The sequence below is a fragment of the Bartonella sp. W8151 genome, from assembly GCF_016100385.1.
In the GTDB taxonomy this organism is placed as follows: domain Bacteria; phylum Pseudomonadota; class Alphaproteobacteria; order Rhizobiales; family Rhizobiaceae; genus Bartonella; species Bartonella apis.
Genome location: NZ_JACFSO010000005.1, coordinates 14,080 through 29,264 on the forward strand (window position 1 = coordinate 14,080; position 15,185 = coordinate 29,264).

At 45.4% G+C, this 15,185-nt stretch carries 10 protein-coding genes; 6 read left to right on the top strand and 4 right to left on the bottom strand.

The window, feature by feature from the left end; all coding sequences use genetic code 11:
• Positions 1 to 33: 33 nt before the first annotated feature.
• The 4 genes from H3V14_RS10215 to H3V14_RS10230 all read left to right on the top strand — a co-directional run bounded on the left by H3V14_RS10215 (position 34) and on the right by H3V14_RS10230 (position 4,398).
• The gene (locus H3V14_RS10215; protein WP_198228429.1) at positions 34 to 810 is read left to right on the top strand and encodes an NmrA family NAD(P)-binding protein; all 777 of its coding nucleotides are present in this window, start codon (positions 34 to 36) and stop codon (positions 808 to 810) included.
• A 200-nt stretch (positions 811 to 1,010) separates the two neighbouring features.
• Complete coding sequence (locus tag H3V14_RS10220) at positions 1,011 to 2,174, top strand: phosphoserine transaminase (RefSeq protein WP_198228431.1); 1,164 nt, start codon at positions 1,011 to 1,013, stop codon at positions 2,172 to 2,174.
• A gap of 69 nt (positions 2,175 to 2,243) precedes the next feature.
• On the top strand, positions 2,244 to 3,848 hold the full coding sequence (serA, locus tag H3V14_RS10225) for a phosphoglycerate dehydrogenase (RefSeq protein ID WP_198228433.1): 1,605 nt from the start codon (positions 2,244 to 2,246) through the stop codon (positions 3,846 to 3,848).
• A 25-nt stretch (positions 3,849 to 3,873) separates the two neighbouring features.
• Positions 3,874 to 4,398, top strand: coding sequence for a GNAT family N-acetyltransferase (locus H3V14_RS10230; protein WP_246785169.1), 525 nt, complete (start codon positions 3,874 to 3,876; stop codon positions 4,396 to 4,398).
• An 847-nt stretch (positions 4,399 to 5,245) separates the two neighbouring features.
• Here H3V14_RS10230 and glpQ read toward each other — a convergent pair.
• Both glpQ and glpT read right to left on the bottom strand, forming a co-directional pair.
• Complete coding sequence (gene glpQ / locus H3V14_RS10235; RefSeq protein ID WP_198228437.1) at positions 5,246 to 6,316, bottom strand: glycerophosphodiester phosphodiesterase; 1,071 nt, start codon at positions 6,314 to 6,316, stop codon at positions 5,246 to 5,248.
• Positions 6,317 to 6,365: 49 nt separating this feature from the next.
• On the bottom strand, positions 6,366 to 7,712 hold the full coding sequence (gene glpT / locus H3V14_RS10240) for a glycerol-3-phosphate transporter (protein ID WP_075869248.1): 1,347 nt from the start codon (positions 7,710 to 7,712) through the stop codon (positions 6,366 to 6,368).
• 1,166 nt (positions 7,713 to 8,878) lie between these two features.
• Between glpT and H3V14_RS10245 the strand changes: the two genes are divergently transcribed.
• Positions 8,879 to 10,171, top strand: coding sequence for an adenylosuccinate synthase (locus H3V14_RS10245; protein WP_075869246.1), 1,293 nt, complete (start codon positions 8,879 to 8,881; stop codon positions 10,169 to 10,171).
• A gap of 213 nt (positions 10,172 to 10,384) precedes the next feature.
• Positions 10,385 to 12,352: a hypothetical protein gene (locus H3V14_RS10250; protein ID WP_198228439.1), complete on the top strand. Its 1,968-nt coding sequence runs from the start codon at positions 10,385 to 10,387 to the stop codon at positions 12,350 to 12,352.
• A gap of 650 nt (positions 12,353 to 13,002) precedes the next feature.
• Here H3V14_RS10250 and rpoH read toward each other — a convergent pair.
• Together rpoH and H3V14_RS10260 are read right to left on the bottom strand one after the other, a co-directional pair.
• Positions 13,003 to 13,932, bottom strand: a complete 930-nt coding sequence (gene rpoH, locus H3V14_RS10255) for an RNA polymerase sigma factor RpoH (RefSeq protein ID WP_075869878.1) — start codon at positions 13,930 to 13,932, stop codon at positions 13,003 to 13,005.
• A 166-nt stretch (positions 13,933 to 14,098) separates the two neighbouring features.
• On the bottom strand, positions 14,099 to 15,097 hold the full coding sequence (locus H3V14_RS10260; protein WP_198228441.1) for an RluA family pseudouridine synthase: 999 nt from the start codon (positions 15,095 to 15,097) through the stop codon (positions 14,099 to 14,101).
• Between the last annotated feature and the right edge of the window lie 88 nt (positions 15,098 to 15,185).

Consider the following 15,185-nt stretch of genomic DNA (forward strand, 5'->3'; position numbering starts at 1 on the left):
GATGGCTAACGTTTTTTGAAAGAGAGGTGAATTATGTTTGTCGTGATGGGCGGAACCGGCCATATCGGTTCTGAACTCACAAAAAATCTGCTTCGTTCGGGGAGAGATGTGACAGTGGTGACCCGTTCTGGAAAACGTGCTGAAAACCTTGTCAAGCTTGGTGCGCAATTAGCAGAAATCGATATTTCCGACCACCGCTCGTTAAATGAGGTTTTGAAACAGGCAAGCGGCGTTTATATCCTTAATCCACCTGCCAATCCTGTTCATGATGTCGATGTTGAAGAGCGCCGAACAATCGCAGCGATTACGCGCGCGCTCGAAAACACGAATCTTGAAAAAGTCATTGTGCAGTCGACTTATAGTGCTCAGGAAGGTGACCATATCGGAGATTTAGGAAGCCTTTATTTATTGGAGGTGAAGGTTAAAGAGATTTATCCGGAAGTGGTTATTGTTCGCGCAGGCTTTTATATGTCCAATTGGGATTTTGCACTTAATGAGATTGTCGAAAAAGGATGTCTGACCACCATTTATCCCTCTCATTCTATCATTCCGATGATCGCTCCCCGCGATATTGCCGATTATCTGACAAAGCTTGTCGAAAATGGAAAGGCTGGCATTCATTATGTTGAAGGGCCGGAACGTTACACGGTTCACGATGTCGCATCCGCTTTTGAAGCGGCACTCGGAAAACCGGTAGAGCTTGAAGGAATGAACAGGGAAGATATTGAAAAATATTATCTTTCTTTGAGATTGTTCGAAAACAAGTGCAATGTCTTTTACCCGAATGGCGCTAAAGACAATAAGTGGTAATTGGCCGCCTTTGAATAAAACTCTGAGAGGAAAAATAACACTTAAACAATACATTGAAAAACTTTGTCTAAACCCCACTTAGGCTAAATAATTTGTGATAACCTATTTTTTTACTTGTATTGTTAGAAGCTTTCGGATAACCACGTGAGCGGGCCACCTCTTCCCAACGAGAGGCGAGCTATCTGAAAGGGTAGATTAATATGACAAATTTAAACGAGCTGGGCGTGCGCCCGAACAATCCCAATTTCTCTTCTGGTCCCTGTGCAAAGCGTCCCGGTTGGACGGTTGAAGCGCTTGCTAATGCGCCGGTTGGCCGTTCACATCGTGCGAAAATTGGTAAAGCCAAGCTGGCAGAGGCAATCAACCTCACCCGCGAAGTATTGGAAGTTCCTGCAAATTATCGTATCGGCATTGTTCCCGCATCCGATACCGGTGCTGTTGAAATGGCACTGTGGTCGCTCCTTGGAGCACGCGGCGTTGACATGCTCGCATGGGAAAGCTTCGGTTCGGGCTGGGTTACAGATGTTGTCAAACAATTGAAATTGACCGATGTGCGCAAGTTGGAAGCGCCTTATGGTAAATTACCGGATTTGACCAAAGTCGATTTTGATCGTGATGTTGTTTTCACATGGAATGGAACAACATCCGGTGTACGTGTTCCTAATGCCGATTTTATTCCGGCTGATCGTAAGGGACTTACGATTTGCGACGCGACATCCGCCGCATTTGCGCAAAATCTCGATTTCTCGAAACTTGATGTTGTAACATTCTCCTGGCAAAAAGTGCTGGGTGGCGAGGGTGCCCACGGTGTGCTTATTCTGGGGCCACGCGCGGTCGAACGTCTTGAAACCTATACGCCCGCATGGCCGCTGCCAAAAATTTTCCGCATGACAAAAGGTGGAAAACTCAATGAAGGTATTTTCGAGGGCGCAACAATCAATACGCCGTCTATGCTTTGTGTTGAAGATTACCTTGATGCATTGAAATGGGCAAAGTCGATTGGTGGCTTGAAAACACTCATGAAACGGGCTGACGAGAACTTTGCTGTTCTTGACAAATTCGTTGCAAAAACTTCGTGGATCGAATTTTTGGCCACAGATCCGGCAACCCGCTCGAATACTTCCGTCTGCTTCAGAATTGTTGATCCTGCAGTGGTTAAACTCGATGCCGACAAGCAGGCAGCATTTGCCAAGGCTATTGTAAATCGTCTGGAAAAAGCCGGTGTCGCCCATGACATAGGCGCCTATCGCGATGCACCGTCAGGTTTGCGCATCTGGGCCGGTGCCACTATCGAAGCTCACGACCTTCAGGCATTGATGGAATGGCTCGACTGGGCTTTCAAGGCTGAAAAAGCAGCTCTTTAAAAATTCCCTTGTAGCGGCTTGTTTCAAGGCCGCTCATTCCCCCATTTTACAAAATTTTTGGAGGCCATAATGGCACCTCGTGTACTCGTATCTGATAAACTATCCCCGACGGCTGTTCAGATTTTCAAAGATCGCGGCGTTGAGGTCGATTTCAAACCGGAACTCGGTAAAGACAAAGAAAAGCTTCTCGAAGTTATTGATCAATATGATGGTCTGGCAATCCGCTCGGCAACCAAGGTAACGGAAAAACTAATTGCTGCCGCGAAAAACCTGAAAGTTGTCGGTCGTGCCGGTATCGGTGTTGACAATGTTGATATTCCGGCCGCTTCACGGCGCGGTATTATTGTCATGAATACGCCATTCGGCAATTCGATAACAACCGCAGAACATGCCATTGCATTGATGTTTGCTGTTGCTCGCGAATTGCCAGCTGCTGATAAATCGACCAAAGCCGGCAAATGGGAAAAAAGCCGGTTTATGGGTGTTGAAATTACCGGCAAAACTCTCGGTATTATCGGCTGTGGCAATATCGGTTCTATTGTTGCAACCCGCGGTGTCGGATTGAAAATGAAAGTGATTGCCTATGACCCGTTCCTCTCGGATGCCCGAGCCAAAGAACTTGGTGTCGAAAAGGTTGAATTGGACGATCTGTTGAAGCGCGCCGATTTCATTACTTTGCATACACCGCTCACCGATAAGACCCGTCATATCATCAATGCCGAAACGATTGCCAAGATGAAGGATGGCGTAAGACTTATCAATTGTGCACGCGGTGCGTTGGTTGTCGAAAAAGACCTCGTCGACGCTTTAAAGTCGGGCAAAATTGCAGGAGCCGCAGTTGACGTCTATGAAGTCGAGCCACCGGCTGCCGATGATCCGCTCTTTAGCCTTGATAATGTCGTTTGCACACCGCACCTTGGTGCGTCGACAACAGAGGCACAGGAAAACGTTGCTATTCAGGTTGCCGAACAGATGTCGGATTATCTCATCAACGGTGCTGTCAGCAATGCAATCAATATGCCTTCAATTACGGCAGAAGAAGCACCGCGTTTGAAGCCGTTTGTCAAACTTGCCGAAGTTCTTGGAGCCTTTGTTGGCCAATCGACCGAGGAAGACATCAAGGAAGTCGAAATTCTGTTTGACGGCTCAACCGCTGCCATGAATACGCGCGCGCTCATCAGTGCCGCATTGGCCGGTCTCATTCGTCCGCAGCTTGCCGATGTCAACATGGTATCGGCGCCGGTTCTCGTTAAAGAGCGCGGTATTATTCTTTCCGAGGTCAAGCGCGATAAATCCGGTATTTTTGATGGCTATATCAAACTGACGGTCAAAACATCGAAGCGCACCCGTTCTATTGCCGGAACCTGCTTTGTTGACGGCAAGCCGCGCTTTATCCAGATCAAGGGCATCAATCTTGATGCCGAGGTCGGCCCGCATATGCTTTATATCACCAACACCGACACACCGGGAATTATCGGTACAATCGGTACGATTTGCGGGAAATCCGGCGTGAATATTGCAAACTTTGCTTTGGGACGTAATGAACCGGGTGGAGATGCGATTGCGCTTCTTTACCTTGATGCACGTATTCCTGATCAAGTGCTTGATGAATTGCGCAAGATAAAGGGTATCAAACACACGCAACCTCTGGAATTCGATGTCGCTAACGGTTGATCGAACCGTGAAATATTGGTGTCCAATGAAACAAAGCGATCTGGCAGATGTCTGCCGGATCGCTTCACTTTGTCATCCGGATTTTCCCGAAGAGGATGCAGTGCTCGAAGAAAAGTTTAAGCTTTCTCCTTCGTCCTGCTTTGTATTTTCCGACGGAAATCCTGCCTCAGGAAACATTTCAGATAAAAGTTCAGTCTCCGGAACAAGCGCAATCTATGGTTATTGCCTTGCCCATCCGTTCAAAGTGAATTCCATTCCTGCTCTCGATCGATTGCTGGATAAACTTCCGGAAAAATGTGATACGCTCTATATTCACGATCTTGCTTTATTGCCTGAAGCGCAAGGCGGGGGAAATGGCAAAAAAGCGGTGGAGCTGCTGTTCAATGTAGCCAAGCGGAAAAAACTCGAAACACTTTCTCTTGTGTCTGTTCATGGATCACAACCTTTTTGGCAAAAGAACGGTTTTAAACTGGCGGAAGTTTCAGAAATATTGAAACAGAAATTGCTGACTTATAGCGAAGACGCCCGCTACATGGTGCATCGACGCTGAAGTTGCAAATGATGCCGATTTTCAGCTTTATCAGCCCGTCTCGTCGGTCCCGTCAACCAAGTCCATTCTTTCAAATCAATATCGTTTTTTACCGATGTTCTTGTATTAAAATTTTTAAAAATGATTATTTGTCGAGTTCTTTATATATCGGAATGAAATGGAATTTCTGATTTATTTTAACCGTGTCCTGTTTCGGCTTTTTATTTTTAAAAATTCAATTTTGATTATATTTTAAAACAATCTATTTAACTGTCCGAAAATTTCAAAATATCATAGGGTTCATTCATCCATCCATTCTTTGAGCTTTCTTTATGCGGAAAACGACTGGTCATTACAAATTGCGGTTTCGCTCGATAACAAAGAAAAAACGATGCTTTAACATTTGGAGACGGCATGCGTTGGTCGCATTTTCGATAAAATATTTGATTTTTTGAAGAGTAAAATTATCTCAATTCTTGATAGAGAAAAAATAAAAGAAATATCGCTTTTAAAGCATTCTTTATCGGAAGTTATTCGATCGATGTAAGAAATCACGAATTGAAATTTTTGTAGCGGAAAAGGTTATTGTTTATGAAACGCTTTGAAATGACAAAAGCGTGTGCACCCGCACGACCGTCCATTTCAGGATTGGTGTTAAGAAAAGTGTGATAGATTTAACAAACGCTTCAACAGTTATGCGACAACCGTTATCGGGAAGAGTGGAGCCAGATGAATCGCGTGTAAGAGAATTCAAAATCAGGAACAGATGGGATGAGCGTTTCAAATCTTTTGATAATCATAACAAAAAGATATTTGATTAAGTGAGGATTTCCCATAGTTTTACGGGAAATCCTTTCTTTTATAAACATCACGGATGTGAATGGAGATAGCTTACCGCTTTATCAGGAAAGTCGGTGAACAATCCGTCGACATCGGCTTGCCGATACAACGCATCGTAAAGCTCGTTTACATCTTTTGCGTAAGGTGGCAACTGGTCGGTTCTTACTGTGAAAGGATGAACTTCTAGTTGATGCTCATGCGCTTCCTTGACCATTCCGTTTATGATTATATGTCCGTTGGTAGAACTATCGGCTATCAACATATGATAATCGGGGCCAATACCATCGGCATATTGCGCAATTTTCTCCATGGCACCGGGTTCCAACATCCAGTCATAGCTGTAGTTTACCCATTTACCATCGGGCTGTTGCTCTTCGGTCTCATTCCATTTTGTGTAGGCGATGAGTTGCACCAGCTTCAAATCCATGCCCATTTTTGGCTCAAGTTCGTTGCGAATACGTTTCAACTCGTTGGCATCAAAACATTGGAGATAAATTTTGTCAGATTTTTTGGTATAACCGTATTTTTTTAAAACTTCCAAAACGCGCGTGGCTATATCCTTGCCTTCCTGATGATGAAACCAGGGCGCTTTGATTTCGGGATAGAGACCGACATTTTTTCCGGTAGAATGATTAAGTCCCTGAATGAATTCGATTTCTTCCTCGAAAGTGTGAACCCGAAAATCGGATTTTCCCATCGGAAAACGACCCGGAAAAGTTTGCACTTTCTTGCCGTTTTCTACCGTGAAACCTTCGCTGAATTTCAGTGATTTGATTTCAGCTAATGTGAAATCGATCGCATAATAACGTCCATCCTTACGGGCGCGGTCGGGAAAACGGTCCGCAACGTCTGTTACGCGATCAAGGTAATGATCATGCAAGACCACCAACTGGTCATCCTTTGTCATGACCAGATCCTGCTCAAGATAATCTGCACCTTGCGCAAAAGCCATTGCTTTTGCAGGCAACGTATGTTCGGGCAGGTAACCGCTGGCTCCGCGGTGTGCAATAACAACTTTGTCATCGGCGTTGGCGGTGGTGCTGACAGTTGCCCCCATCAGCACCAGTCCGGCCATCAACATGCCTAATAGTGTTTTCATAATGCACTTACTTTCTGTGACAGACGCCACTTTATCGGATTAACGCCGATCAGTGTGCCTGCTCTTTAGCATGCTGCTTGCGTTCGCCAATCATTTCGATTGCAAGAAGGATGACAGCTACGACACCACCACCGATCATGAGAAGGAAACCACCGTTCCAGCCGAAATAGTCGACGGTGTAGCCAACGATCGCGCTTGCAGCAACCGAACCACCAAGGTAACCGAAAAGACCGGTAAAGCCGGCAGCGGTACCGGCCGCTTTCTTTGGTGCCAATTCGAGAGCATGAAGACCGATCAGCATAACAGGACCGTAGATCAAAAAGCCGATAACGATCATGCAGATCATGTCGATATTGGGGTGGCCTTGCGGGTTAAGCCAGTAAATAACAGTGGCAATGGTCACCAATGTCATGAAGAAAACGCCGGTTGCACCGCGATTGCCCTTGAATACCTTATCGGACATCCAGCCGCACAGAAGAGTGCCGGGGATACCTGCATATTCATAGAAGAAATAAGCCCATGACGATTGGTCGACTGCAAAGTGCTTGACTTCTTTCAAGTAAGTCGGTGACCAATCAAGAACGCCATAGCGCAGCAGATAAACAAAAACATTGGCAAAAGCGATATACCAGAGCAGCTTGTTCGGCAAAACATATTGGGTGAAGATCTGCTTGGTCGTAAGCTCGACTTCGTTCTTTTCCGAATAGTTTTCAGGATAATCGTTTTTATATTCTTCAATTGGCGGCAAACCGCAAGATTGCGGTGTATCGCGCATCATTGCAAAGGCAAAAATGGCAACCAGAATGGCGGCAAAAGCCGGCATATAAAAGGCTGCATGCCAATCGTTAAACCATGCCATACCAAGCATGAACAGGATCGGAGGAAGACCACCACCGACATTGTGGGCGCAGTTCCACAAAGAAACGATACTGCCACGTTCTTTTTGTGACCACCAGTGCACCATTGTGCGCCCGCATGGAGGCCAACCCATTCCCTGGAACCAGCCGCAAATGAACAGCAGCACGAACATGACAGCAATGCTTGATGTTGCCCACGGAACAAAGCCCATAATCAGCATAACAACTGCCGCAAGAATCAAACCGACAGGCAGGAAAACACGCGGATTGGAACGGTCGGATACCGCCCCCATAATGAATTTTGAAAAACCGTAAGCGATAGAGACAGCCGATAAGGCAAACCCCAAATCACCACGGGTAAAGCCTTGCTCGACCAGAGAAGGCATTGCCAAAGCAAAGTTTTTACGTACGAGATAATAGGCGGCGTAACCGAAGAATATCCCTAGGAAAATCTGCCAACGCAGACGACGATAAAGCGGGTCGATTTCCGCTTCGGGGACACGCGGCTTATTCGGCGCGTGTTTAAAAATGTTTAGCATGAACTGCCTCCCATAGATATCGACAGAACGCAACCTGAAAAACTATGGCGTCTCATGTTCACGCAGGCAAATCCCCCACCGGATGGACAGGAAAACGTCGCACAGATGTTACATTCCAATGACAATGTGATCCAATTTGTGCACAGTAACACGTTATATTTTCTTTGTGAGTTCAATTAATTTCAATATTGAACAATCCACAATTAATTATGAATAAATGGTTAAGACCGAAAAGACAATCTTAATTAGCCGGTTTATTTTTTAAAACCGGATAAACCACTGGGCTGAATTAATCGGGTAATGTTTAATAAGTCATTGTTTTGTATACATAAATTAATTTAAAAAATTTATGAATTGATACCGTAATTTTTAAAAACAAACGACAAATTTTGTGGAGTTACCGCACTTTTGCTGTTTTTCATTTTGCCTTTTATCAAGGCTAGAAATTCACCTTTTTGAATCAGAAAACTAAAATGTTTTCAACAGGATAACTTTCAAAATTGGACGTATCCTACAATCTTTTAAAATTGTTGAACAATGCAAAATATGGCTCGCGTCGAAACAAGGGGAAAAGTGTCTTTTCAAAAATTTTTGATAATAAAATCGCACTTTCAGAAAATAATGTACCAATACGGAACAAGTGAAGAGAGAATCACGCAAGTTTCCGCGGGGTGGATTTAAATCGATTTAAAAAGAATGAAAGAATAGTTCATATTTTAAATGCAAAACTTCTTTATCGGTTTTAAATCCGATAAAATGCAAATAAGCCTGTTAACCGTTGTTCCATGGCGGCAAAATCAGAGTCGAAATTTTTAAAATTTGCAGGGCACTTGGCAACTTTGATCTAAATGGCTATCGCCTATTTTTTTAAAATCGCAGTGTTTAATCTGCTTGTTGCGGCTGTCGAAAAGCACATTATCCTTCAGGAGATAGAAAAAGGGAGATCGTTCGAAAAATGTTGAGGAGGGTGACCATTTTTTTAAGCTTTTTCCTATTGCTTGGTGTTTTTGATTGATTGTTTTCGAGCTTGTTTTTTGGTGTAAAAGTTCAAAAATTTCGGCGTAAAAGCCTAAAAGAAGAGTCGCACTCGAAACTATAGTTGGGTATAAGAAAGCCGTTTATTTCTGAAGGAAGGTTAAAAACCTTCAAATAGGACGGAGAAGATTATGGCCAATGTAGTGGTTGTCGGCGCACAATGGGGCGACGAAGGAAAAGGCAAGATTGTTGACTGGTTATCCGAGCGTGCAGATGTTGTTGTACGTTATCAAGGCGGACACAACGCCGGACATACATTGGTTATAGATGGAACAAGCTACAAATTGTCACTTTTGCCATCCGGCGTTGTTCGGGGTAAACTTTCTGTCATCGGCAATGGCGTTGTTGTTGATCCGCACCACTTTGTGGAAGAGCTGAAAAAGCTCAGAGGGCAAGGAATTACTATTACACCGGAAAATTTGCGTATAGCAGAAAACGCACCGCTTATTCTTTCTCTTCATCGGGATCTTGATGCAGCCAGGGAAGATGCCACATCAAGTCTTAAAATCGGCACGACCAAGCGGGGAATAGGGCCGGCCTATGAAGACAAAGTCGGCCGTCGTTCAATCCGTGTCATGGATCTTGCGGAACCCGATACTTTGATGGCGAAAATTGAACGTTTGCTTGCCCACCACAATCCGCTCCGCCGCGGTATGGGGAAGCCGGAGATTGATCCAAAAACACTTTATGACGAGCTCATGGAAGTTGCAGGCGATATTCTTCCCTTTATGGACCGCACATGGAAATTGCTCGATGAACAGCGCCGTGCCGGTTCTCGAATTCTTTTTGAAGGTGCACAAGGTGCACTTCTTGATAATGATTTCGGCACTTATCCTTATGTCACCTCTTCCAATACGATTGCCGGTCAGGCTGCGACAGGATCAGGTATGGGGCCGGGTGCAATCAATTATGTTCTGGGTATCGCCAAGGCTTATACTACACGCGTTGGTGAGGGACCGTTTCCGACCGAACAGAAAAACGAAGCGGGTGAATATCTTGGCACACATGGACACGAATATGGCGTTGTAACCGGACGCAAACGCCGTTGTGGTTGGTTTGATGCGGTTTTGCTGCGCCAGATGATTGCTGTTTGCGGCATTAACGGTATTGCTTTAACCAAACTTGATGTTCTTGACGGACTGGATGAAATCAAATTGTGTGTCGGCTATGAACTTGACGGTAAAAAGATCGACTATATGCCGTCATCCATGGGGGCTCAGGCACGCTTGAAGCCGATTTATGAAACCATGGAAGGCTGGAAAGCAACCACCGCGGGTGCCAGAAGCTGGGCTGATTTGCCGGCCAAGGCGGTTAAATATGTCCGTCATATCGAAGAATTGATCGGCGCACCTGTGGCGCTTCTTTCAACCAGCCCCGAGCGTCTCGACACTATTCTTGTAACCGACCCGTTTGAAGACAGATAAGACAGGTTTGAAGTGTGTGGCGGCAAATGGCCGCCAACTTATCCCGAGATAGAGTAAAATTTGACGATTGTTTTGTTAGACTATATCTATTTTTTATGAGGGATAAACTTACCGGAAAAGGTTGTTCAAGAACAATATCGGTCAACAATCTGAAGTAACCGGCAGAATAAAGGCCTGCCGGTTGTTGTGGATATTTAGAAAGTAAAGAAACCGATGGCGAATTTCGCAGGGTTATTAAAAAAAACTATCGATGCCCAGAATAATCCGACACCACAATTGCGGGCACGGGTTTATGCTCGCGCACGTGAAACTGTCGAGCGGAAACTTGCCGAAACCAATGTTCCTGAAAATGTGGCAGCAGCACAATTGAACGCGCTTGATGAAGCGATCAAAAGTGTTGAAGCCGACTATGTCGCGGTTGAACAGGAATTGCTTTCTACCATTATGGTTAGAAAACCGGCTGAAGAAAAACCGGCGCCTGCCGGCGAAGCATTTCGTCCATTTGCCTCTCCACAAAATCATCAGGAACCGGAGCATATCGAGGCCCGAACACCATCTTCCATTCATCCGCAAGAGAATGCCGACGACGTGCAAAGAAAAGCTGATGAACAGCATGATCTGCAACAAACTTCACCAACAGACTATCAGGGTGTTGCAAGCGGGCTTGGAGACAATAGAAGTTTGCTTTCTGGAGAAACGAAACGAGATGACTCAACTCCAAGCAATGATCTAGGCAAAAGGGCAACGGCTTCTTCCCGTAATTTTTTAGGCGAGAATAAAACATTTGCCACTACCAGCAATGGTAATGAAGCAACGCTCAAGTCGGACGATGCTTTTTCGACCAATTCTACGAATGTAAAAAAAGTGCCGGACGCCGAGCCGGTCAATATGGAAGACATTATCGCTGCGGAAAAGGAAGCCGAGAAAGAACAAGCTGAAAAAGAACAGCAGTCGGCAAAGGCCTTGGGAAACAACCAGCAAACCGGCGATTATGACATCGTTTCCGATATTTTTGTTCAGGCTGCCAAACGGACAGAACGCCGTGCTGCGAGAAAACGGGCAATTGTAATCGGTTTATCAAGTGCGGTCGTTATCATTGTTGTGGTGGGTGTTTTGTTGACAGCCTGGAGTTTTCTTTCAGGAAAAAACAAGTCGCATGAAGCGGAAAACCACATTGCGGAGAGCAATGCAAACGAGCAACCGAAAGAAAAATTTACCCAGCGCCTTCTGGCTGATGGTAGCGAAGTTGACGAAGGGCCTGCAAAAACGGCAATCAAACCCGGTGAAGGGACGTCAACTTCAGCCGGAACAACCGGAGCTGCAAATCCCCAAGAACAACCGGGAGAAGCAACATTCTATCAGGCACGCACCGATCAACAGGATGAAAAAGTCGAAACCGGTTCGGTTCAATGGTCGGTGGTTAAAGATAAAGCCACTGCACAGCATCCGGAAGAAATTGCGGTGCGTGGTAACGTGACAATTCCTGACGAAAAATTGTCGTTGAGGTTGACACTTCGACGCAATACCGATCCATCATTGCCGGCAGCCTATCTTATCGAGGCAATTTTTATTGTTCCCGACGATTTTGAAGGTAAAGCGATTGATAATGTTCACGAGCTGACATTCAAGGATAGCGAGCAGGCTCCCGGTCAACAGTTGACCGGAACAGTCGAAGCGAAAATTGATGATGATTTCTTCCTCTTTGCATTAAGTGGAGCCAATCCTTTCCGTGATCGTAATCTTCAGCTCATGAAACAATTGGGATGGATCCGTCTTGTCATTACCGATAAAAATAAACGTGTTTCGGAATTGACCTTTTCAAAAGGCCCAAATGGTGAGGCTATTTTCAATCAAGTGATCGATAGTTGGCTCAATCAAAACAACAAACCGACGCTCTATGATGAAAAGCAGAGTTCCGATGGTAGCAATGCAAATAATCCGACGGCACAAAGCAACGAAAATGGCGTGACAACTGATAATCCGCAAGCTCAGGGGCAAAGCGAAGATAATGCTGAAGGAAACGGCATAAATCAGTCCCCGACAACAGGTGCCCAACCGGATTCCGATGCCGCGGAACCAAGTACTGGTGAATCGGGAGCCGCTGACGCGCCGAAAGGTGATGGAAAAACAGCGCCCGATGGCGATCAATCAACTGATACAGGTGAAGAAGATACCGAATAACAGTTTGATCGCAAAAATTAGATTGCCGAATTCGAAATAACGCTGTTGGACTTTTCCATATTTATTATTAATGAGTGCGGAAAGCGTGGCATGTGAAGCCGTATCCGGTAAGAACAACCTTGCCGTAAAAGGGAACGCCTAACTCCTTTTTTATCTCGTTGACGGAGGAAGGGTGGAAAATATATGCATGAAAAACGGTAGCGGTTGAAATGCTACCTGATTAAAATTACCGCTCATTGTTTACTCAAAAAACCACCAAATGCCGGAATGCAAATTGACCAGGCTACTGATCCAATCTGTGAAAAAGAAGGTCGGAATAATTGCGTTACCAATATGCGAGAGATCAAAATATCAGTCAATCAAACGCGTTGAACAAATACCGGCATTTCAAGGAATTCCGGAAATTGTATGAAAGAAGCAGGCTTTCATATCAACGTCCAAACTTTCGTATAAATTCCCGAATATTCATATAAATTCATTGTGTCGGGTAAAATTTTCAACAAGCCGGAGCGGAACAATGAAAAATAAAAAAGGCCCTTTCGAGCCTTTTGCTTTTTTTGGGTTTTGTCCGGAGTTTTTCCGCTGCATCAAGAAAAATCTTCGTTATCCGATAAACTGTCGCCAATAACCGGAATGCTTTCCGGTTATGTTTATTTGGTTGCCGCAGGTGCAAGTTTCTTGGGCGTTGTCGGAAGCAATGCACGCTTTTGCGCGATTGCAGCAGCTTTCACGGCATTCTGTACTTTTTCGAATGCGCGCACTTCAATTTGGCGAACACGTTCACGACTGATGCCGAATTCGGTTGAAAGTTCTTCAAGTGTCACCGGATCTTCCGAGAGACGGCGTGCTTTGAAAATGCGTTTTTCGCGATCATTTAAACCTTCCATTGCCTGTTCAAGCATGGCACGGCGATTTTCAAGCTCGTCTTCTTCAATCAGTAGCTGTTCCTGACTGCTTGAATCATCAACCAGCCAATCTTGCCATTCACCACTTTCACCTTCACTCGCACGGATCGGCGCATTGAGTGATGTGTCGCCCGATAAGCGCCGGTTCATCGAAATGACGTCTTCTTCACTGACATTAAGACGGGTCGCAATTTCCTTGACCTGTTCGGGGTTAAGGTCGCCATCATCCAAAGCCTGAATCTTGCTTTTAACTTTTCTCAAGTTGAAAAACAGACGCTTCTGATTGGCCGTGGTGCCCATTTTAACAAGGCTCCACGAGCGCAAAACATATTCCTGAATGGACGCTTTGATCCACCACATGGCATAAGTTGCAAGCCTGAAGCCGCGTTCCGGTTCAAAACGTTTGACAGCCTGCATCAGGCCGACATTTCCCTCGGAAATAACTTCACCGATCGGCAGACCATAGCCACGATAACCCATTGCAATTTTTGCAACGAGCCTTAAATGACTTGTAACGAGTTTATGTGCTGCCTTCGGGTCATTATGCTCGCGATAACGTTTTGCAAGCATATATTCTTCCTGTGGCTCCAGCATAGGAAACCGGCGTATCTCTTCCAGATAGCGGGTAAGTCCCCCATCACCGTTAGCAACTGATGGTAAATTTGTCTGGGCCATAAAGCACCCTCCTTTAGCGCGTTCTCCCATTAAAGGCGAAAACGAAAAATATCCTTTTCGTACAGGATGTAACAAGCATATTACACCGTCTATATGGCCTTTTTAAGAAACAAGCATCCGTCCGGTTGACGTTCAATCAAACAAACCCGCCAAAGCCAAAATAGTTTCACCTAAATTTCCGAAATGCCCCGATAAGATTGAGCATATCAGTTGGCAGGCTACTCGTAAAGCGCATGATTTTTCCGGTAGACGGATGTTCAAAGACAAGTGTCGCAGCATGAAGAGCTTGACGCGGAAATGCACTGACAATTGCTTTTAAGTCATCGGGTAACATATTGGCTTTTGTTTTAAAAGCATTGCCATAGACCTGATCGCCGACAAGCGGATGACCGATGTGAGCCATATGCACACGGATCTGGTGTGTACGTCCTGTTTCCAATCGGCATTCAATCAGACTTGCAATCGCTTCCTTTTCATTCGTTTCCCCGAAAGATTCCAATAGTCGGTAATGTGTCACGGCATGGCGCGCATCCATCTGGGTGGGCGAAACAACGGATCTTTTTGTACGATCACGCGAAGAACGTCCCAGATAGGTGTCAACCACACCGGCATTTTGTGCAAAGGCACCCCACACCACAGCTTGATAGCTGCGTTCGAGAGGACCTTGTCGACCGTGATCAGCAAATTGTCGGCTTAAAACATTATGTGCATGGTCATTTTTTGCAACAACCATAACCCCGCTTGTATCTTTGTCGAGACGGTGCACAATTCCCGGACGCTTTACGCCCCCTATGCCCGAAAGCGAAGAACCGCAGTGGTAGATCAGGGCATTGACCATTGTACCCGTTTCGTTGCCATTGCCGGGGTGGACAACAAGGCCTACCGGTTTGTTGATAACTATAAGATCATCATCTTCATAGAGAATTTCAAGGTCTATTGCTTCCCCTTCGGGGCGTGCAGCAACCGGTTCCGGCAGAAAAACTTCAATTGAATCGCCAATTTTCAAGCGGGTTTTTGGTTCGCGTATAACAAGTTGATTTATTTTCAACTGCCCTTCACGAATGAGTGCCTGAAGACGCGAGCGCGACATTTCGGGACAATTCTTTGCCAGCCATTGATCGACGCGTTGACCTTTAGCCGTGTCATCACTTACCAGTCTGATCAAATGAAGCCCTATTGAAGTTTAAAGTTGCGAAATTGAGCCGCTTCGGCAAAGGGAATGTTCCCCTTGCCGGAGACGGATAATCATTATC

Bases quoted from the DNA above. Each gene is read 5' to 3' on its own strand.
- H3V14_RS10215 (WP_198228429.1), top strand. From the start codon at position 34: ATGTTTGTCGTGATGGGCGGAACCGGCCATATCGGTTCTGAACTCACA.
- H3V14_RS10220 (WP_198228431.1), top strand. From the start codon at position 1,011: ATGACAAATTTAAACGAGCTGGGCGTGCGCCCGAACAATCCCAATTTC.
- serA (WP_198228433.1), top strand. From the start codon at position 2,244: ATGGCACCTCGTGTACTCGTATCTGATAAACTATCCCCGACGGCTGTT.
- H3V14_RS10230 (WP_246785169.1), top strand. From the start codon at position 3,874: ATGAAACAAAGCGATCTGGCAGATGTCTGCCGGATCGCTTCACTTTGT.
- glpQ (WP_198228437.1), bottom strand. From the start codon at position 6,316: ATGAAAACACTATTAGGCATGTTGATGGCCGGACTGGTGCTGATGGGG.
- glpT (WP_075869248.1), bottom strand. From the start codon at position 7,712: ATGCTAAACATTTTTAAACACGCGCCGAATAAGCCGCGTGTCCCCGAA.
- H3V14_RS10245 (WP_075869246.1), top strand. From the start codon at position 8,879: ATGGCCAATGTAGTGGTTGTCGGCGCACAATGGGGCGACGAAGGAAAA.
- H3V14_RS10250 (WP_198228439.1), top strand. From the start codon at position 10,385: ATGGCGAATTTCGCAGGGTTATTAAAAAAAACTATCGATGCCCAGAAT.
- rpoH (WP_075869878.1), bottom strand. From the start codon at position 13,932: ATGGCCCAGACAAATTTACCATCAGTTGCTAACGGTGATGGGGGACTT.